The organism is Pseudomonas sp. PICF6, from assembly GCF_009831705.1.
GTDB lineage: Bacteria > Pseudomonadota > Gammaproteobacteria > Pseudomonadales > Pseudomonadaceae > Aquipseudomonas > Aquipseudomonas rhizophila.
Map to the genome: position 1 here is coordinate 214,859 of NZ_WUUD01000033.1, position 19,999 is coordinate 234,857.

Sequence of the window (19,999 nt, forward strand, 5' to 3'; positions counted from 1 at the left end):
ATCAGTTTTTCGAGCCAGACGGCTCAGAGAACGGCGAAGAATACGTCAGCCACCCCAGCGCCGCCAGCGGCGTCTATCGCCTTACTCAAGGTAGCAGGAATGACACAATGGGTTGTCCCCGGGGCTGCCATTGCATAGGCTTGCCCGATTGTTTTGCCCGCGCCCGCCGCGAGCCGCCTCGAGGAGACTGTATATGGGCCTGAATAACCAGTGGATGCAACGCGACCTCGCGGTGCTATGGCATCCCTGCACCCAGATGAAAGACCACGAAAAGCTGCCGCTGATCCCGATCAAGCGCGGTGAAGGCGTGTGGCTGGAAGACTTCGAAGGCAAGCGCTACCTCGATGCCGTCAGTTCCTGGTGGGTCAACGTGTTCGGCCATGCCAACCCGCGGATCAACCAGCGCATCAAGGACCAGGTCGATCAACTGGAGCATGTGATCCTCGCCGGCTTCAGTCACCAGCCGGTGATCGAACTGTCCGAGCGCCTGGTGAAGATGACACCTGAAGGCCTGACCCGGTGTTTCTACGCCGATAACGGCTCGTCCTGCATCGAAGTGGCGATGAAGATGAGCTTTCACTACTGGATCAATCGTGGCCAGCCGGCCAAGAAGCGCTTCGTCACCCTGAGCAACAGCTACCACGGCGAAACCATCGCAGCGATGTCGGTGGGCGACGTGCCGCTGTTCACCGAAACCTACAAGGCGTTGCTGCTGGACACGATCAAAGTGCCGAGCCCCGATTGCTACCTCCGCCCCGAAGGCATGAGCTGGGAAGAGCATTCGCGCAATCTGTTCGCGGCCATGGAACAGACCTTGGCCGAACACCACGACACCGTGGCCGCCGTAATCGTCGAGCCGCTGATCCAGGGCGCCGGCGGCATGCGCATGTATCACCCGGTGTACCTGAAGCTGCTGCGCGAGGCGTGTGATCGCTATGGCGTGCACCTGATCCATGACGAAATCGCCGTCGGCTTCGGCCGCACCGGCACGATGTTCGCCTGTGAACAGGCCGGTATCACCCCGGACTTCCTCTGCCTATCCAAGGCCCTGACCGGCGGCTACCTGCCGCTGGCGGCGTGCGTGACGACCGATGAGGTCTACAGCGCGTTCTACGACGACTACCCGACCCTGCGCGCCTTCCTGCATTCCCACAGCTACACGGGCAACCCGTTGGCCTGCGCGGCGGCCCTGGCGACGCTGGATATCTTCGAAGAAGACAACGTCATCGAAAACAACAAGGCCCTGGCCCAACGCATGGCAAGCGCCACCGCGCACCTGGCCGATCACCCGAATGTGGCCGAAGTGCGCCAGACCGGCATGGTCCTGGCCATCGAGATGGTCAAGGACAAGGCGAGCAAGACCGCTTACCCATGGCAGGAACGTCGCGGCCTGACGGTGTTCCAGCATGCTCTGGAGCGCGGCGCATTGCTGCGGCCGCTGGGCAGCGTGGTGTATTTCCTGCCGCCGTATGTCATCACCCCCGAGCAAATCGACTTCCTGGCTGAAGTGGCCAGCGAGGGCATCGACATCGCCACCCGGGACAAGGTCAGCGTGGCGGTGCCGAAGGATTTTCATCCAGGATTCCGTGATCCGGGTTAAACCCCGGTGTTCTTGTTGGAATACTGTTGTGGCGAGGGGATTTATCCCCGCTGGGCTGCGCAGCAGCCCTAAAACCGGACACTCCGATACTTCAGGCAAATCGCGTTGTAAGCATTTGGGGTTGCTTCGCAGCCCAGCGGGGCGGTGCGACGTTTCGCTAAATCCCCTCGCCACAGGTTTAACTTTTTCAGAGATTCGAAATGAGACTGTCCCGCTTCTTCATCGACGCCCCCCTCAGCCTCGGCGCTCACGAACTGCCCGAAGCCCAGGCCCACTACATCGGTCGGGTGCTGCGCATGGCCGAGGGCGATGCGGTGCAGGTGTTCGACGGCTCTGGCCAGGAGTTTCGCGGCACCCTGGCCGAAGTCGGCAAAAAACGCGTGCTTGTGCAGTTGAACGAACAATTCGCCGGGCAGGTTGAATCGCCCTTGCGCATCCACCTCGGTCAGGGCCTGTCCCGGGGCGAGCGCATGGACTGGGCGATCCAGAAAGCTACCGAACTGGGCGTCAACGAGATCACGCCGATTTTCAGCGAGCGCTGCGAAGTGCGCCTCAAGGACGAACGCGCCGACAAACGCCTGTTGCACTGGCGCCAGGTGGCGATCAGCGCTTGCGAGCAGTGCGGGCGCTCCACCGTGCCGGTGATCCACCCGCCGCTGCTACTGGCCGACTGGCTGAAGCAAACCGACGCCGAACTGAAACTGGTGCTGCACCCGGTGGCCGAGCCGCTGGTCAGCCATGCCAGACCGTCGAGCCTGGCCTTCCTGATCGGCCCCGAAGGCGGTTTGTCGGATGCCGAAGTGGCACAAGCCGGGACCGCCGGCTACCACGCCGCCCGCCTCGGCCCGCGCGTGCTGCGCACTGAAACCGCACCGGTGGTGGCACTGGCCGTGGCACAGCAGCTGTGGGGGGATTTCTAAAGTCGAATGAAGAAGCCGTGTGGGAGCGAGCCTGCTCCCTCCCACAGGACCAGCGGTGGTTATGAGCTAGAGCACATAGAACAAGATCGCCACAAAATGCAGCAAACTGCCGGCGATCACGAACAGATGCCAGATGCCATGGGCGTGCCGCAACCGATGGTCCAGCGCGAAAAAGACAATGCCGACGGTGTACAACACACCACCCGAAGCCAGCCAGGCAAAGCCGGCGCTGCCCAAGGCGGCCAATAACGGTTTGACCGCCACCAGCACGATCCAGCCCATCACCGCGTAGATCACGATCGACAGGATTCGTGCTTCAGAGCGCGGCTTGATCTCCTGCAAGATCCCGATCAGCGCCAGCCCCCAGACAATCCCGAACAAGGTCCAGCCCCACGGCCCGCGCAGGGTGACCAGGCAGAACGGCGTATAGCTGCCGGCGATCAGCAGATAGATCGAAAAGTGATCGACCTTCTGCATGATTGCTTTCTTGCGCCCGCGCACACTGTGGTAAACCGTCGAAGCGCTGTACAGCACCAGCAAGGTGAAACCGTAGATCGCCACGCTGACGATTTTCCACGCATCGCCCGTCATCCCGGCAATTACCAGCAACCACACCGCCCCGATAAAAGCCGCCACCGCCCCGACCAGGTGGGTCCAGGCGTTGAGTCGCTCTCCGTGATACATCCAGTCCCACCTCACATTCCAAAACAGACGCCAAGGCTCAGGCTTGGCGCTACAAAGTGCAATGTTTAGCTCTCTGTGGGAGCAAGGCTTGCCCGCGATGAAGATAACGCGGTGCCTCAGGAGCCTAGTCGCCTGCATCGCGAGCAAGCTTTGCTCCCACAGATCAACATCCTCCTACCGATTGGGGCACAATCGGGCGATACGAATAAGAGTCCACCCCATGCTGATCGACGAAGAATTGACCCTGAAAAAACTCGAGGTGTTCCTGGCGTTCATGCGCACCGGCAATCTTGCGCGGGCGGCGGCCGAGTTGCAGACCAGCAACGTCAGCGTACACCGGGCCATTCACTCGTTGGAAAGCGCCTTGCGTTGCCCGTTGTTCAAGCACGAGGGCCGCAACCTAACCCCCCTGGAAAGCGCTTACGTGCTGGAAGAACGCACACAGAAGCTGATTCAGGACGTGATCGAAAGCGTGCGCCTGACCCGTGAAGCCGCCGGGTTTTCCGCGGAGCGGTTCAAGCTCGGCTCGCTGTATTCACTGACGGTCAAGACCGTGCCGCAGTTGATCATGGGCCTGAAAATTCGCCGCAGCGAACTGAACATCGACCTGATCCTGGGCTCGAACATCGACCTGCTGTACAAGCTCAAGAACATGGAGGTGGACGCCATCCTGATCTCCCTGGACGACAGCGTGAACGATCCGGACTGCGAGCATATCGAGCTGTTTTCAGACGACATTTTTCTCGCCACGCCAGCCGATTCCGCCTTCGCCCAACGCAGTGAAGTGGACCTGGCCGAAGTGTGCAACGAAACCTTCATCACCCTCACCCAGGGCTTCGCCACCCATCAGGATGGTAATCGAGTGTTCAAGCAGGCGGGGTTCGAGCCGAAGGTGGCGATGCAGGTCAACGACATCTTCACCCTGCTGAGCATGGTCAGCTCCGGGGTCGGTTATGCCTTGCTGCCGGGACGGATTGCGGCGGTGTATGAAAACCGGGTGAAACTGATCCCGTTGCAGGAAAAGTATCGGCTGCAGCAGCACATCGGCGTGGTATTCCTGAAGGCCAAGGAGCGCGATCCGAATTTGCTGGCGTTGCTGGCGGAGTGCCGTATGTATGCCAATCGCCAGACTTGAGACCCAGTCACCTTCATCGCGAGCAGCCTCGCTCCCACACAGGATGGTGAACACCGATCCAATGTGGGAGCGAGCCTGCTCGCGATGAGGACAGCCCGCTCAGCGAAAATTCAAAGCCTTAGCCCAACAACCCCCGCATGATCAGATACAACAGCGAAGGCCCGAGCAAGCACCCGAGCGCCGTGTAGAACGCCGCCGTCAGGCAACCATACGGCACCAGTTTCGGATCGGTGGCCGCCAGGCCGCCGGCCACGCCGCTGGAAGTGCCCATCAACCCGCCAAAGATCACCGCACTGCGCGGATTGTTAAGGCCAATAAAGGGTGCCACGAACGGCGTCGCCACCATCACCAGGATCGCCTTGATCAAACCGGCGGCGATGGACAGCGCCATCACCTCGGAACTGGCACCGATCGCCGCGCCAGTGACCGGCCCGACGATGTAGGTCACCGCTCCGGCGCCGATGGTGGTCAGGCTCACCGCGTCGGTGTAACCGAAGGCCATCGCCACTCCGACACCGGCGATGAACGAGGTGGCCACCCCGACGAACAACGCCAGCACCCCGACGAAACCAGCGCGCTTGAGCTCCTCGACACTCACCCCAAACGCCGTGGCGACAATGGCGAAGTCACGCAGCATGGCGCCGCCCAGCAGGCCGATGCCCGAGAGCAGCGGAATGTCTACTACACCCTTCTGCCCGCCGGTCATCGCACCGCCGATGTACGACAGCACCAACCCCAGGAGAATCGCGATGGCCGAACCGTGCAGGCGGCCCTTGGTGAACGTGTCGCTGATCCAGTACGACACCCACATGGTGATGCCGACAATCGCAAAGCCACTGAGCAGACCGTAGCCGGTGATCACTTTCATCATTGATTCGTACATGGCAATCACCCGACTGTCTTGGCGGAAACATCGGTTTCAGGCCCTTTGTTGCCGATGCGCACCAGCACCGGCACCATCGCAAAGGCAATCACCACCGCCAGGGTCCCAGCCAGAATCGCCATTGGCCCGCCCTTGAGCGCGCCATAGACGTTTTGCTGGGCCGCCATCGCGACCACGATAGGAATGTAGATCGCACTCCAGAATTCCACGCCGGCTTCGGATTTGCCCTTGAACAGGCCGCGTTTGCTCAGGTAACTGCCCAGGCCGATCAACAGCAGCATCGCAATGCCGACACCGCCGACGTTGGCCGGCACGCCGATCAGTTTGCCCAGCAGCTCACCGATGAAAATACCCGCCAGGGTACAAAAGGCCAAAAACGCCACACCGTAAATAATCATTGTTGTAGTCCTCAAAGTGCATCGTCGAAGTTGTTGTTTTTGTGCTTCGCCAGCTTGAGTCGGTGGTTTAGGGTCGGCGGCGTCCCTCCTCTCTGAGCAGCGTCTGCAAGGTGTCCAGGCGCGCACCGTCGAAGGCAATGACGGTGCCCTGCTCGAACACCCGACGCGCCAGTCCCGTCAAAACCGCACCGGGTGGCAGTTCGATCTGTAACCGCACGCCTCGCTCGTAGGCGCTTTGCACGGTGCCGCGCCAATCCACCACGCGGCACATGTTGAAGGCCAGGTCCTCACGCAAGGCGTCGGTGTTCACCACGGGCCGGGCACGACTGCCGCTCAGATAACCCAAAGCGGGCGCTTTCAACGACACGTCGGCAAACACCTGGGCCAACGCCCGGGCCGGGACCTCCAGCAACGGGCAGTGGGACGGTACGCTCACCGCCAGCCGACACGCTTTCGCGGCGCCCTGGCGGCGTGCTCTCTCGGCAACGCTGGCCATGGCCTCGTCACTGCCAGCGATGACCACCTGGTTATCGGCATTGATGTTGGCCAGGTAAACCGGCGTCATGGCGCTGTGTACCTGCGCGAGCAACTCCTCCACTGTCGCCAGATCAAGGCCGATGATCGCCGTCATGCCGTAGCCTCGCGGATACGCCTGCTGCATCAGTTCGCCACGCAGGCTGACCAGGCGCAATGCATCATCGAACCCCAGCGCACCAGCCACCACCGCCGCCGGGTACGCGCCGATGGACAGGCCCGCGACGTAATCCGGCACAGGTGCTTGTTCCAACAATTGCCGGGCCGCCGCGACACCCGCGATCAACAGACACAGTTGTACGGCTCGGGTCGATTGCAACGCCTCGGTGCTGTCCAGCTGTCGTACGTTTTCGCCCAGCACTTCACAGGCCAGTTCCAGCAGTTGCGGCGACACGCCCTGGAGCATGCCCGCTCGCTGCGCACCCTGGCCGGGGAATACCAAAAGGCTGCTCACGCCACTTGCTCCAGCGCCGGTTGCCATGGATCGGTCACCAGACGCGCCTGAAGATTATCCTTGAGCAACACCCGCCGCGCCGAGCCTGCCCACTCGCGCAGGGCGACAGCGCCGAAGGGGGTTTGCAGTTGCATGTCTACGGCGCACGTCGAACCGTCCAGTTGCGCCAACAAATCCCTGGCCTGAATACGATCCAGCGGATCCGGTGTGCGCAGGATCAAGTCCAGATCGCTGCGTGCATGCAGCACCTCGATGCCACTGGCCAGTTCAAATCCGGCGCTGCCGCTGACGCCCCAGATCCAGCCGCTGGCATCCAGCATTGGCCGAACTTGAGCGAGCGCCTGCAACGCCGGCAAGTCACGGCGCAATGCGACATGGCAAAGGTCCTCCGGGCGCACCCGGCGCTGGATCGCCGCCACCGGCATCGACGTGGCGTAACGCTGTTCCCGCGAGACGCCTCGCACGCCTACGGCAATTTGTCCCGGCGCGGTGATCGCTCGCCGCACCACCACCGACAGGGTTTCCCAGAGCAAACCGAGGCTGGCGAAACTGTCGATGTCGTAGGCCATCGGCGGCACGCTGGCGGCCAGGGCCTCAAGCTCTTCGACACTGCGCAGGGTCACCCGCGCCGCCGAGGCCTTGCCCATGGCGTGGACCATCACGCCCGGATCACGCAAGGCGATCAACCGGTTGGCCTGATAACCGTGGGCCAGGAACGCCCCGGACATCGCCTTGCCCACCAGCAAACCGATCACCGGATGCCCGGCCAGCCGCGCTCGGGCATAACTGTCTGCGGCACCGGCCAGGGCCTGATGAATGCCGAGGGCTTCTTCGCGACGACCGTAGGCCTGGCTCGGCACATCGACGATGGCAATCAGCGCGCGCTTGCTGGACGCATCACGGTCGGCGTCAATAGCCTCATCCACGGCTTTGGCCAAGCCCCAGCCTTCCAGCAAACCGACTTCGCCGTTGCGGGCACGAGGGAAACGGCTATCGGGATCGGCCACGACGGCCAACAGCCGCACGTTCTGCTCGCCCAGCGTGACGTCGGCCACTTTCAGAGAAGCGGGCAATCCTGCCAACGGCGTGGCGCCGTCGCTCAGAGCCGCGAACCAGCGCAAGCCTCTCAACGAATACGAATTCATGGGCGTTCTCCCTGATACAGCTGGCGAACCGCGGCCGGTTCGATTTGCACTTCAGTGTCCAGTCGGGCCAAACGTTGCAGGAACACCTCGGCCTGACCGCTGCGGTGCTCGGCGGGTACACCCAACTGCAACAACTGGCTGACTTGCTCGCGGATCTGCGCCACGTCATCAGCCACATAGCGGTCCACCAACCCGGTGGCGAAGCGTTGCTCACCGCCGGTCAGGCTCCAGATGAACGGCCGATCACGGGAATCGTATTCGTCGATCCCGGCTTCCTGCTCGATCACTTGCGGACCGTTCAGGCCCAGTCGCGCTTCCTGGGTCACCAGCAGATAGCTGCACAGCCCAGCGGCGATGGACATGCCGCCAAAACAACCGACGCTGCCGGCCACCACGCCGATGACGGGCTGGTACTGGCGCAAGTCGACAATCGCAGAATGAATCTCGGCAATCGCCGCCAGCCCCAGATTGGCCTCTTGCAGACGCACGCCGCCGGTTTCCAGCAGTAACACGGCGCGGGTCGGGATGCCCTTGCGGTTGTCTTCAGCGGCCAGCTCCAGCGCGCCGGCGATCTTCGCCCCGCCGACTTCGCCAAGGCTGCCGCCCTGGAACGCGCCTTCGATGGCCGCGATCACCACCGGCAGGCCATCCAGCAAACCCTTGGCGATCACCACACCGTCGTCGCTTTGCGGCACCACGCCCTGGCGCAGCAGCCACGGCGACATGACTCGCTGAAAGGGGTCGAGCAGTTCACGGAATGAACCGTTATCCAGCAAGGCCTTGGCCCGTTGCCGGGCACCCAGCTCGACGAAGCTGTGTTTGTTGAGCAACGCGGCGCTGTCAGTCATGGCCGATCTCCTCGAAGCCCTGTTCCAGGCGCAAACGCACCACCCCGGGGGTGGCGCCGAAATCGTGGATGTCGATCGCCAGGGCCGGCGGCATCTGGCCGTCGAACATGCGGGCGAACAGGTGTTGCCAGCGTTGTTCACTGCCGTTGACCGAGGTCTGCACCTGAATGGTCAACTTGCCCGCCAGGCCCGGCTCGATCAGCACTTCCAGGTCGCCCGAGCCGACACAGCCCACCAGCGCCCGGCCCCGTGGCGGCTGCCCGGCGGGAAATTCAAAGGATAAGGTTTGCATCAGCACACTCCTGGGAAGAGGCCATCGCCGCGCTCGATACGGTCGAGGAACAGGCAGGCGGCGAGCAAGTCAGCAGCGCCGCCGGGCGAGGCGTTCATGGCAATCAGTTGTTGGTCCAGCGCATGCAACTGGCGACGACCGCCCAGGCTGGCACTGCCACCGGCGTCGAGCACCGCTCTGGCACCGTGCTGCATGGCCTGCAAACCTGGCTCACCGGCGCGGTAGAGCACGCAGGTGTCGGCCAACGTCGTCATGATCGCCAACAAGGCATCGAGCCGGGCGTTCTGTTCTCCCGCCCCCGCCGCGCGACTGCGCTTGAGTTGTGGCAGGCCCAGGCCGGTGACGGCCGGGAATGCCAGTTGCGCTTCTTCCCGGGCACCGCGCACGCCGTAGCGTTGGGCCACTTGAGCGCCATGGCTGAAAGGTTTGGGGGCGTAGCGATCGTTGAGCAAGGCCAGGCGGGCGGCACGTAAGGTGACGGCGCTGGCGACGCTGGATTCAGGTTCCAGTGCGGCCGCAGCCACCAACAACCCCAACGCCCAGATCGCGCCGCGGTGGGTGTTCACACCATCGGTGGTGGCGAGCATCGCCGCTTCCCCCTCACGGCCGATCCGCCCAAGGGCTTCGCGCAACGGCAGGCCGATCTCGCCGCATTCAAGGGCGGCGTCGGCCATTTCCTTGAATGCCGGCCACAGCGACAGCGCCGAAGCGTGCATCAGCCCCAAGTGCAGATCAGTGTGGGCGCCATTGCCGCGCCGATCCACCAGGGCCGGTTTGGGTGACAGGTCGGCTTCGTCGATCAGCGCGTCCACGGCCATATCCGCCAAGCGCTCGGCCAAGGACAATTTTTTCGGTTGCAGGTTGAAGGCGTGCATTTACCAACTCCTGAACTTGGCGGGCGGGTTGTAGAGACCACCGGACCACTCCACCAGATCGGCCACGCTCTTGGCGGCGAGCAACTCGCGGGTGGCATCGGTGCGACGAATGCCGAGGTCTTCAGGCAGGGCAATCAAGCCTTCGCGGCGCATACGGGCAGTGTCTTTCGGGTTATGGCGCAAACCGATGGCAGTGACCCCGGCCACGGCCGCGATCATTGCCTGACGCTCTTCCAGCGAGCGGGCCTTGTACAGGTAGGCGATGCCTTCTTCGGTGAGCAAATGGGTGACGTCGTCGCCGTAGATCATGATCGGTGCCAGGGGCATGCCGGCTTTTTTCGCCACCTCCACCGCGTCGAGGGTTTCGACGAAGGTGGGTTTGCCGCCCTCCTGGAAGGTCTCGACCATCTGCACCACCAGTTTTTTGCCGCGCTCAAGCAGCGGCGCCTCACCATCGCCGTGGCGCATGTCGAGCCAGGCCGGCGTGCCGTGACGGCGCCCCCGCGGGTCGTGGCCCATGTTCGGCGCACCGCCGAAACCGGCCAGTCGGCCACGGGTCACCGTCGAAGAATGTCCGTCACCGTCCACCTGCAAAGTGGCGCCGATGAACAGGTCCACCGCGTATTGCCCGGCCAGTTGGCAGACCATGCGGTTGGAGCGCAGCGAGCCGTCATGACCGGTGAAGAACACGTCCGGCCGCGCGGCGATGTAGTTTTCCATGCCCAGTTCGGTGCCAAAGCAATGCACGCTTTCGACCCAGCCGCTTTCGATGGCCGGAATCAGGGTTGGATGGGGATTGAGGGTCCAGTTACGGCAGATCTTGCCCTTCAGGCCGAGGGACTCGCCGTAGGTCGGCAGGATCAGCTCGATGGCGGCGGTGTTGAACCCGATGCCGTGATTGAGGGACTGGACATTGTGTTTTTCGTAGATCCCGCGGATGGCCATCATCGCCATCAACACATGCACCGGCTTGATGTGGCGCGGGTCGCGAGTGAACAACGGTTCGATGTAGAACGGCTTGTCGGCCACCACCACGAAATCGACCCAGGACGCCGGGATATCAACCCGTGGCAGGTCGCTGACATCGTCCACCAATTGGTTGACCTGGACGATGACGATGCCATCGCTGAAGGCCGCCGGCTCGATCAGCGCGGGAGTATCTTCGGTGCTGGGGCCGGTGTAGATATTGCCGGCACGGTCGGCCATGAACCCGGCCGAGAGCACCACGTTGGGAATCAGGTCCACCACCAACCGGGCATAGAGCTCGATGTAGGTGTGGATCGCGCCGACTTCCAGCAGACCGTCTTCGAGCAACTGGCTGATGCGCAGGCTCTGGGTTCCGGCGAAGGAAAAATCCAGCTTGCGGGCAATGCCGCGTTCGAACAGGTCCAGGTGTTCGGAGCGACCGACGCTGGGCATGATCATGTGCAGGTCGTGCAGCTTCGCCGGGTCGACTTTGGCCAGAGAGCGTGACAGGAAATCCGCCTGCTTCTGGTTATTGCCTTCCAGCACCACGCGATCGCCCGGAAGGATCAACGCCTCCAGCGCCGCAACGATCTTGTCGGTGGGCAACACCACACCGTCGGCAAGCCCCTTCACCAGCTCGAGACGCCGCTGTTTTTCGCAACGCCGCCGCGTCCAGCGCGAGTCGGGGGATATTGTTGTTGTCATGACCACTCCACGGGTTCGCTGTCGTGGAGGCCACATTAGGAGTGTTGTGGCGAGGGCATCAATCAAGCTAAGTGGCGAACTGTTACGGTTAGGGTAATGGTCTGCGCATAGGGTCCATTCGGGCGGTATTCACATACTCAAACAGCCCCCAACAAAAGCCCCGCTTCCTTTCAGAAGCGGGGCTTTTTGCGTATCAGGCCAGTTGAGGCTGTGCGCTCATGGGCTGAAGCGGCAGTAACGGAGCGTGGGGATCGGCCTTGACCGATGCACGCCACGCCGACAGCCATTCGGTATGCCCCTCGCTCCAGACCTGCTCATGCAGGCGGGACAGGGCCACCGGGTCGCTCAGCAGCGCCAGTCGCTCGCTGTTGTTCAGGCCCGCCGGGCCAACCTTGAGGGCATGACGAACCCGTTCGATCCGCAGCCATTCGATCGGCTCGGCCTGGCCGTGACGCGAGGTGGCCAGCGCAAAGGCCAGGGCGTTCTGTTGCGGATCGACCACTGCGCGGATGAAACCATCGTTCAGCGCATGCCAACGGTTTTCATGAGTGTACTGGTCAGTCGACAGCAGTTCCTGTGGCGGTGCGTATTCCTCGGGGATCAGGAACAGGCTTTCATCACGGGACTTCAAGCCAAGGCCCACTCGGCTGGAGATCACCGACACCGGAATCGACAGCATCAGCGAACCGACGATCGGCACCAACCACCACAAAAAGCTCGGGTTCAGCCAGATCACCAGCAAGGCCCAGAAGAAGCCCAGCAGGGTTTGCGGGCCGTGGCGTTTGACGGCTTCGCTCCAGGGCGTGGAGTCGTCGTCACGTTTGGGCGAGTTCCAGGTAGCGGCCCAACCCAGGAAGGCGGCGAGCACGAAGCGGGTGTGGAAAATCATCCGCACCGGCGCCAGCAGCATGGAGAACAACATCTCCAGCAGCATCGACATCGTTACCTTGAACTTGCCACCAAACTCTTTCGCGCCCTTGGCCCAGATCAGGATGATGCTCAGCAGCTTGGGCAGGAACAGCAACACGATGGTGGTGGAGAACAGCGCGATGGCTTTTTCCGGATGCCACTGCGGCCACAACGGGTACAACTGGCGTGGCTCGAGGAAGTATTGCGGCTCCATCAGCGTGTTCACCGCCAGCAGCGCGGTGGATAGCACCAGGAAGAAGAACCACAGCGGTGCGGACAGATAGGACATCACGCCGGTCAGGAATACCGCGCGATGCACCGGGTGCATGCCCTTGACCAGAAACAGCCGGAAGTTCATCAGGTTACCGTGGCACCAGCGACGGTCACGCTTGAGTTCGTCCAGCAGGTTCGGCGGCAACTCTTCATAGCTGCCCGGCAAGTCATAGGCAATCCAGACGCCCCAGCCGGCACGGCGCATCAGCGCTGCTTCAACGAAGTCGTGGGACAGGATGGCCCCGGCGAACGCCCCTTTACCAGGCAACGGCGCCAGGGCGCAGTGCTCGATGAACGGCTTCATGCGGATGATCGCGTTGTGACCCCAGTAGTGGGATTCCCCCAACTGCCAGAAGTGCAGGCCGGCGGTGAACAACGGACCGTACACCCGAGTGGCGAATTGCTGCATGCGCGCATACAGCGTGTCCATGCCCGAGGCGCGTGGCGCGGTCTGGATGATGCCAGCATCCGGCGTGGCTTCCATCAGGCGCACCAGGCTGGTCAGGCACTCGCCGCTCATCACGCTGTCGGCGTCGAGCACGACCATGTACTTGTAGTCACTGCCCCAGCGACGGCAGAAGTCGTCGAGGTTACCGCTCTTGCGCTTGACGCGACGACGACGGCGGCGATAGAAAATCTTGCCAAAGCCCCCGGCTTCACGGCAGACGTCCAGCCAGGCTTGCTGCTCGGCGACACAGATATCGGTTTCGTTACTGTCACTGAGTACGAAGAAGTCGAAACGATCCAGGTCCCCGGTGGCCGCAACCGACTCGAACGTGGCGCGCAAACCGGCGAACACTCGCGGCACATCCTCGTTGCAGATCGGCATCACCAGCGCGGTGCGGGCGTCCTTGGGAATTGGCTCGTTGCCAGCACTGGCACCGGAGATGCGGTACTTGTCGTGACCGGTCAGCAACTCGAGAAAACCCATCAGCGCCGTCCAGAAACCGGCCGATACCCAGCAGAACAGGATCCCGAACAGAATCAGGATGCTGGTCTGCAATGCATAGGGCAGCACCTGAGTAGCGGTCTGCAACAGCGGCTGGTGCAGGACTTCGTCCAAGTCCACCAACGACCAGCCCTGGTACGGCATGATGCCCTTCATGTACCAGCCGGCGACGATGGTCTGGCCGAGCATCAGGATCAGCAGGATATAGCGACGGATCGAACCCACTGTGCGCCAGCGTGCGTGCGGCAGCACGCGCTCGTCCTTGGGTGGCTTCGGCGGGTTGGTGCGACCTGTCAGGCGACGCCAGGCGCGCACCAGGATATTGGTGCGCCACGGCTCCGGTACCACCTTGGTCCGACGAATCGGCGGCGTGGCTTTGAGACAGACACGCCCGCTGGCGTCGAGCGCCAGCATTTCGGCGTCTTCGAGTTCTTCGGCGGTGCTCAGGGTCAGCCGACGGCCCACCGAGGCTTGCGCCGCTTCGGTGGGTGCATCGAAAGTCGACGACGAAAGGCGCTCGTGCAACTCGCTGAAAGACTTGCAGCCCGCCAGCTCGGCACGCTGCGCATCGGTCATGGGCAAATGGGCCAGATACTCGCTGAGCGTCTCTGGCTGTACTGGAGTATTACTCATCGGCTGGCAACTGATAGCTCCAGGTCTCGGTCAGGACTTGTTCAGTCGGTTCCGGTTCCTGCGGGGTTGGGGTCGATTCAGCGGCAGTGGACGCGTTGTCGGCCTTGGCTTCTTTTTCCTGCTCTTTTTCTTGCGCGGTTTCCTTATCGCTCTGCTGCCTGGCGACCTTGTCAGCCTTGGCAAGGGTCGTGGTCACCGCATGGGACGCGGCCGGCGCTTCAACCGGAACCAACGGACGGACCAGCGCGGCGCGCAATTCAGTGGACTGTTTCGGGTCTTTGATCTTCAGTCGCAGGGTCAGGCGCCAGCCCTTGGTTTCAGGGTTGTAGCGCACGTTATTCTCGACGATCTCGCCGTTTTCGCCGACGCTCACCTGACTACGCACTTCGGCGTCTTCCGGCAGGGCTTGCAGGGAAGGACCTTCGAAGTCCACCAGATAAGCCACGCTGCCGTCCGGCTGACGGATCAGGTTGGACTGCTTCACGTCACCGGTCGAACGCAGGGTCTGCTTGACCCAGGCGCTGTCCGGCGAATGCAGGTTGGCTTCGTCGAGGGTCCAGTGCAGGCGATAGGCGAAGTCCAGCGGCTGACCTGGCTCAGGCAGCTTTTCCGGGCTCCAGAACGCCACGATGTTGTCGTTGGTTTCGTCAGCGGTCGGAATTTCAACCAGATCGACGGAGCCCTTGCCCCAATCGCCTTTCGGTTCGATCCAGGCACTTGGACGCTTGTCGTAGCGGTCATCGAGGTCTTCGTAGTGGCTGAAGTCACGACCGCGTTGCAGCAGGCCGAAACCACGCGGGTTTTCTACCGAGAAATTGCTCACGGCCAGGTGTTTCGGGTTGTTCAACGGGCGCCAGATCCACTCGCCGTTGCCGGCATGGATCGACAAGCCGCTGGAGTCGTGCAGCTCTCGACGGTAGTTCAGGATCTTGGACGGCTGGTTGGCGCCGAACAGGAACATGCTGGTCAACGGAGCAATGCCCAGCTTGGTGACGCGATCTCGCAGGAACACGCGCGACTTCACGTCGACGACGGTGTCGGTGCCCGGACGCAGGATCATGCGATAGGCACCGGTAGCCCGTGGCGAATCCAGCAGGGCGAAGATCACCAGGTGCTTATCGGTCGGCTTCGGACGCTGGATCCAGAACTCGCGAAAGCGCGGGAATTCTTCACCCGATGGCAGGGCGGTATCGATGGCCAGGCCACGGGCGGACAAACCATAAACCTGGCCCTTGCCGATGACGCGGAAGTAGCTCGCGCCCAGCATGGTCATGATTTCGTCTTGCTTGTCAGCCTTGTTGATCGGGTACAGCACGCGAAAACCCGCGTAGCCCAGTTTCTCCGTGGACTTGGGATCGAACTTGACGTCACCGAAATCGAAGCGCGTCGGGTCATACTTGATTTCATCGACGGTGGTCGCGGTGATCTCGTTGATCTTCACCGGCGTGTCGAAATGCATGCCTTGGTGATAGAAGGACAGCCTGAACGGCGTCTTCTGATCTGCCCACTCGGCTTTTTCGGTGCGGAAACGGATTTTTTGATAGTCAGCGAATTTCATTTCGCGGAATTCGTTCGGCAGATTGCTGCGCGGGGCTTCGAATTTTTGCCCGGCCAGTTCTTGAGCCTTCGCCGATACATCATCCAGGCTGAATGCCCACAGTTGGCCCGCGCCAAACAGGCACAGCAGGGCCGAGCCCGCTACCAGAGCGTTTCTAAACCGTTTGGCAGTCATTTTTGGTGCATTACAGGGACTAACAATCACGAGCAACCCTCGCCGAAAACAGATCAAAAAACCAACGGCCAGATAAAGTATCTGCAAGGTATCGGCATTGAAATCCGCACCTGCAGGCCACTCTTGCCAAGTTGGCGAGCATTGTTCCGACTCCGATGGGACAAAATGATTCCCCAAACGGCCCAGGACAAGTCTCTACCTAAGTCAAATGGACCAGCGAACGCTGGTCCCCCGTAGCGCGCGATTATCTAGTAGCCCGCGTGACAACGCATCAGGGGTAACAAAGTATTTATCGAGAAAACTCCCTGTTTTGCCTCGAAACAGGACCGAAAAGATGTTTCAAACACTTTCAGACCTGTAACAGGAAGGTTACCGGGCCGTCGTTAACCAGATGCACCTGCATGTCGGCGCCGAATCTACCTGATGCCACAGTGCCATGCACCTGTTTCGCGTGGGTGAGCAGATAGTCAAAGAGTTCCTCGCCCAAGGCCGGAGGTGCGGCCGTCGAAAAGCTCGGGCGTAATCCGCTTTTGGTGTCCGCCGCCAGGGTGAACTGCGACACCAACAGCAAGCCACCGCCGACATCTGCCAGGGACAGGTTCATCTTGCCATCAGCGTCGCTGAACACCCTGTAGTTCAGTAGCTTGTGCAGCAACTTGTCGGCGCTGGCCCGGGTGTCCTCGGGCTCGACCGCCACCAGCACCAGCAGGCCCTGGTCCACCGCGCCAACGACTTCCCCTGCGACCTCGACCCGAGCGCCGCGGACCCGTTGCAACAGCCCCTTCATGCTTCTTCGGGCGGCAGGTCGAGCAGGCGCCGGGCCATTTGGGCGGCGGCGCGCACCAACGCATCGGTAATACCCGGCTCCGAAGCGGCGTGACCGGCGTCGCGGATCACCTGCAGTTCGCTGTTGGGCCAGTTCTGATGCAGTTCCCAGGCATTGTCCAGCGGGCAGATCACATCGTAGCGCCCGTGCACGATGACGCCCGGTAGATGGGCGATCTTGCCCATGTCTCGGATCAACTGGTTGGGTTCAAGGAATGCGTTATTGGTGAAGTAGTGGCACTCGATCCGGGCAATCGACAGCGCGCGCTGCGGCTCGGAGAAGCGATCGACCACCAGCGGGTTCGGGCGCAGGGTCGCCGTACGGCCTTCCCAGGTCGACCAGGCCTTGGCCGCGTGCATCTGGGCGATCTGGTCATTGCCTGTCAGGCGTTTGTGGAAAGCAGCGAGCAGGTCGTCGCGCTCGTCCAGGGGGATCGGTGCGATGTAATCCTGCCAGTAATCGGGGAACAGGCGACTGGCGCCGGCCTGGTAGAACCACTCGATTTCCTGCGGACGGCAGAGAAAGATCCCACGCAGAATCAGGCCGTGTACCCGCTCGGGATGGGTCTGGGCGTAAGCCAAGGCCAGGGTCGAGCCCCAGGAGCCGCCAAACAGCACCCATTTTTCGATGCCCAAATGTTTGCGGATGCGCTCCAGATCTTCGACCAGATCCCAAGTGGTGTTGTTTTCAAGGCTGGCATGAGGGGTGGAGCGGCCACAGCCGCGCTGGTCGAAGGTAACGATGCGGTACAGGTTCGGATCGAAGTAGCGACGGCTCTGGGCATCGCAACCGGCACCCGGGCCACCGTGAATGAACACCACAGGCAGGCCTTCCGGGGAACCGCTTTCATCGACATAGAGCGTGTGGGTGTCATCGACAGCCAGATCGTGCCGGGCATGAGGTTTGATCTGCGGGTACAAAGTCTGCATTGCGCGCTCCGTAAGGGGTCGAGTCATCCCTGGGGGGACTTCTATTTAATCTGCCGTCCGGCATCATAAACCCGAATTACCCGAATGAGCATGTCCCCTGCGCAGTCAAAGCGTGTCAGCCAGATACGCCAGCAGTGTGCGATACATCTGATCGACCTCCGGCACTTGGCCCCGGCCACGTAAACAGCCGTGAACCAATCTTCCCCCGACATACAACACAGCATCCACACCTGCGCTGTTCAGCCGCTCGCTATAAAGGACGCCGTCGTCGCGCAACGGGTCCCATTGCGCCACGACGACCAGCGCTGGCGGCAGGCCGCTCAGGTCATCGGCGAGCAACGGCATGGCGAGGGAAGACGGTTGAGCGTCGCTCAGATAGAGGGCGTGATAACTGTCCAGATCGCTGCTGCTCAACAGTGGCGCATCGGCACATTCGCGCCGCGAGGGCAGATGGGCCGGGCCACCGAGGGCGGGATAAATCAGCACCTGACCCCGTGGCAGCGCTTGCCCGGCATCGCGCAAGGCCAGGCATAACGCGGCGGCGAGATTGCCTCCGGCGCTGTCACCGGCCACCAGCCGACGGCGAGGGTCGATGGCAAAGGGGGTGGCCGCCAGGTGATGCCACACGGCGAGGCAGTCTTCAAAGCCGGCGGGGAACGGATGCTCCGGCGCCAGTCGATAATCCACCGCCAGCACCAGCACGCCAAGGGTCGCGGCCAGTTCCATGCAGATGAAGTCGTGGGAGTCCAGATCACCCACCACCCAGCCGCCACCGTGCAGATAAAGGATGCATGGCCACCCTTCGGACGGCGGCGCGCTTCGAGGACAGTAAGCCCGCACGGCTACCCCGGCCAGCTCGAAATCCTCGACTGCCAGCGCTTGCGGGCATGGCGGGGTGAAGGCCCGGCACATCTGGCTGTAGGCCTGGCGCAGACCAGGGAGGCTGTTGTCCGGGGCGTTGAAGCTCAGGGTTTGGTCGATGAAGGCGGACATTGCCTGGGAGAGTGGATAAGTAGCCATGGAACGACGCCAACATAGAGGATCGGGATGGGCGCTGATTATGAGACGAGGGGATCTAAGTGGGAGCAAGGCTTGCCCGCGATGACGGCGGTACATTCAACATCAGTGTCGACTGACATATCGCCGTCGCGGGCAAGCCTTGCTCCTACAGATAAATCCCCTCGCCACGATCATCTAATCGTCAATTCTTGAGACTGGCCTGCACCGCCGCCACGCCATCCTTGCCGTCAAAACTGGTCACCCCGGTGAGCCAGCGCTGAAGATCCTCGGGGTGCTCACGCAGCCATTGCCGGGCGACGTCCTGGGGTGTCTTGCGCGCCATGATCGGCACCATCAACTGACTTTCCTGGGCGGCGGTGAAAGTGAGGTTTTCCAGCAAGCGGTTCACGTTCGGACAACGCTGGGCGTAGTCCGGCGCGGTGACGGTGGAGACCGTCGCGGCGCCTTCGTTCGGGCCGTAGACGTCTTCGCTGCCCGTCAGGTAGGTGATGTTCATATTGATGTTCATCGGGTGCGGGGTCCAGCCGACGAACACCACGAACTCCTTGCGATTCACCGCCCGCTGCACCGCCGCCAGCATCCCGGCCTCACCGGACTCGATCAGCTTGAAGTCCTTGAGGCCAAAGTGATTGGTTTCAATCATGGTCTTGATGGTGGTGTTGGCGCCGCTGCCCGGCTCGATGCCGTAGATTTTTCCGCCGAGCTGCTCCTTGAACCGGGCGATGTCGGCGAAAGTCTTGAGGCCCGCTGCGGCCACGTAGTCCGGCACCGCCAGCGTGGCTTGGGCATCGGCAAGGCTTGGCTGGTCCAGGACTCTCACCTGGTCGGCCGCCAGGAACGGAGCGATGTTGTTGTCCATCGCCGGTTTCCAGTAGCCCAGGAAGATATCGAGACGCTTGTCACGGATGCCGGCGAAGATGATCTGCTGCACGGCACTGGTCTGTTTGCTTTCATAACCCAGCCCCGTGAGCAACACATCAGCCATGCCACTGGTGGCGATCACGTCGGTCCAGTTGACCACGCCCATGCGCACGGTCTGGCAGGACGCCGGCTCGGCGGCCATTGCCCCGCTGCTCAGGATGACGGTACCGCAGAGGATCGACAGACAGCGTTTGAACAGTCTTTTCATCGGGAAGGTCTCGTGCGGCAGCGATTATTGTAGGTCGGTGTCTTGGTGCACCGTGACCGGAACATTACGCAGCGTCGAGGGGCTGAAGATGAACTGTGGCGACCCGGTTTTGCACGGTGGCGACCGTTCCCCTGCGAGGCTCAAGGCCACATCTATCTGT

General features: G+C 62.1%; 17 protein-coding genes and 2 pseudogenes. 3 read left to right on the forward strand and 16 right to left on the reverse strand.

The features are described from left to right. Positions 1 to 193: 193 nt before the first annotated feature. Together GSM73_RS23700 and GSM73_RS23705 are read left to right on the forward strand one after the other, a co-directional pair. Complete coding sequence (locus tag GSM73_RS23700; protein ID WP_076383370.1) at positions 194 to 1,600, forward strand: adenosylmethionine--8-amino-7-oxononanoate transaminase; 1,407 nt, start codon at positions 194 to 196, stop codon at positions 1,598 to 1,600. A 200-nt stretch (positions 1,601 to 1,800) separates the two neighbouring features. Next, on the forward strand, positions 1,801 to 2,520 hold the full coding sequence (locus GSM73_RS23705; RefSeq protein WP_047226954.1) for a 16S rRNA (uracil(1498)-N(3))-methyltransferase: 720 nt from the start codon (positions 1,801 to 1,803) through the stop codon (positions 2,518 to 2,520). Positions 2,521 to 2,586: 66 nt separating this feature from the next. Here GSM73_RS23705 and GSM73_RS23710 read toward each other — a convergent pair whose 3' ends face one another. Further along, positions 2,587 to 3,204, reverse strand: a complete 618-nt coding sequence (locus GSM73_RS23710; protein ID WP_047226953.1) for a hemolysin III family protein — start codon at positions 3,202 to 3,204, stop codon at positions 2,587 to 2,589. Positions 3,205 to 3,424: 220 nt separating this feature from the next. Between GSM73_RS23710 and GSM73_RS23715 the strand changes: the two genes are divergently transcribed. Continuing rightward, the gene (locus tag GSM73_RS23715; protein ID WP_076383368.1) at positions 3,425 to 4,339 is read left to right on the forward strand and encodes a LysR substrate-binding domain-containing protein; all 915 of its coding nucleotides are present in this window, start codon (positions 3,425 to 3,427) and stop codon (positions 4,337 to 4,339) included. 118 nt (positions 4,340 to 4,457) lie between these two features. On the opposite strand, the gene madM is transcribed toward GSM73_RS23715, so the two are convergent. The 15 genes and pseudogenes from madM to GSM73_RS23785 all read right to left on the reverse strand — a co-directional run bounded on the left by madM (position 4,458) and on the right by GSM73_RS23785 (position 19,839). Further along, positions 4,458 to 5,222 (reverse strand): malonate transporter subunit MadM, encoded by a 765-nt coding sequence (gene madM, locus GSM73_RS23720; protein ID WP_076386537.1) that lies wholly within the window; start codon positions 5,220 to 5,222, stop codon positions 4,458 to 4,460. Positions 5,223 to 5,227: 5 nt separating this feature from the next. Further along, the gene (gene madL, locus GSM73_RS23725) at positions 5,228 to 5,620 is read right to left on the reverse strand and encodes a malonate transporter subunit MadL (protein WP_047226951.1); all 393 of its coding nucleotides are present in this window, start codon (positions 5,618 to 5,620) and stop codon (positions 5,228 to 5,230) included. Between the two features lie 67 nt (positions 5,621 to 5,687). After that, the gene (gene mdcH / locus GSM73_RS23730) at positions 5,688 to 6,608 is read right to left on the reverse strand and encodes a malonate decarboxylase subunit epsilon (RefSeq protein WP_160893979.1); all 921 of its coding nucleotides are present in this window, start codon (positions 6,606 to 6,608) and stop codon (positions 5,688 to 5,690) included. Continuing rightward, positions 6,605 to 7,120: pseudogene (locus tag GSM73_RS27900) on the reverse strand (malonate decarboxylase holo-ACP synthase); the annotation flags it as partial. The pseudogene GSM73_RS27900 and the gene mdcH, both read right to left, overlap by 4 nt. Further along, a pseudogene (gene mdcE / locus GSM73_RS27905) lies at positions 7,118 to 7,753 on the reverse strand (biotin-independent malonate decarboxylase subunit gamma); the annotation flags it as partial. The pseudogenes mdcE and GSM73_RS27900, both read right to left, overlap by 3 nt. Next, positions 7,750 to 8,601: a biotin-independent malonate decarboxylase subunit beta gene (locus GSM73_RS23740; RefSeq protein ID WP_047226947.1), complete on the reverse strand. Its 852-nt coding sequence runs from the start codon at positions 8,599 to 8,601 to the stop codon at positions 7,750 to 7,752. The pseudogene mdcE and the gene GSM73_RS23740, both read right to left, overlap by 4 nt. Further along, positions 8,594 to 8,893 carry a malonate decarboxylase subunit delta gene (locus GSM73_RS23745; protein WP_047226946.1) on the reverse strand — a complete coding sequence of 100 codons (300 nt, stop codon included), beginning with the start codon at positions 8,891 to 8,893 and terminating at the stop codon, positions 8,594 to 8,596. Before GSM73_RS23745 ends, GSM73_RS23740 begins: the two co-directional genes overlap by 8 nt. After that, positions 8,893 to 9,768 (reverse strand): triphosphoribosyl-dephospho-CoA synthase, encoded by an 876-nt coding sequence (locus GSM73_RS23750; protein WP_047226945.1) that lies wholly within the window; start codon positions 9,766 to 9,768, stop codon positions 8,893 to 8,895. Before GSM73_RS23750 ends, GSM73_RS23745 begins: the two co-directional genes overlap by 1 nt. Further along, complete coding sequence (gene mdcA, locus GSM73_RS23755; RefSeq protein ID WP_047226944.1) at positions 9,769 to 11,439, reverse strand: malonate decarboxylase subunit alpha; 1,671 nt, start codon at positions 11,437 to 11,439, stop codon at positions 9,769 to 9,771. Between the two features lie 193 nt (positions 11,440 to 11,632). Next, entirely contained in the window at positions 11,633 to 14,203 is a 2,571-nt protein-coding gene (gene mdoH, locus GSM73_RS23760) for a glucans biosynthesis glucosyltransferase MdoH (RefSeq protein WP_047226943.1), read from the reverse strand. After that, the gene (locus tag GSM73_RS23765) at positions 14,196 to 15,935 is read right to left on the reverse strand and encodes a glucan biosynthesis protein G (protein ID WP_218277732.1); all 1,740 of its coding nucleotides are present in this window, start codon (positions 15,933 to 15,935) and stop codon (positions 14,196 to 14,198) included. Before GSM73_RS23765 ends, mdoH begins: the two co-directional genes overlap by 8 nt. 349 nt (positions 15,936 to 16,284) lie before the next feature. Then, a complete protein-coding gene (dtd, locus tag GSM73_RS23770; protein WP_076383364.1) occupies positions 16,285 to 16,722 on the reverse strand; it encodes a D-aminoacyl-tRNA deacylase in 438 nt (145 codons plus the stop codon). Further along, complete coding sequence (gene pip, locus GSM73_RS23775; protein ID WP_047226941.1) at positions 16,719 to 17,690, reverse strand: prolyl aminopeptidase; 972 nt, start codon at positions 17,688 to 17,690, stop codon at positions 16,719 to 16,721. Before pip ends, dtd begins: the two co-directional genes overlap by 4 nt. A gap of 105 nt (positions 17,691 to 17,795) precedes the next feature. Further along, on the reverse strand, positions 17,796 to 18,710 hold the full coding sequence (locus GSM73_RS23780; RefSeq protein WP_160893984.1) for an alpha/beta hydrolase: 915 nt from the start codon (positions 18,708 to 18,710) through the stop codon (positions 17,796 to 17,798). A 181-nt stretch (positions 18,711 to 18,891) separates the two neighbouring features. Continuing rightward, positions 18,892 to 19,839 carry a choline ABC transporter substrate-binding protein gene (locus GSM73_RS23785; RefSeq protein WP_160893986.1) on the reverse strand — a complete coding sequence of 316 codons (948 nt, stop codon included), beginning with the start codon at positions 19,837 to 19,839 and terminating at the stop codon, positions 18,892 to 18,894. Positions 19,840 to 19,999 lie beyond the last annotated feature (160 nt).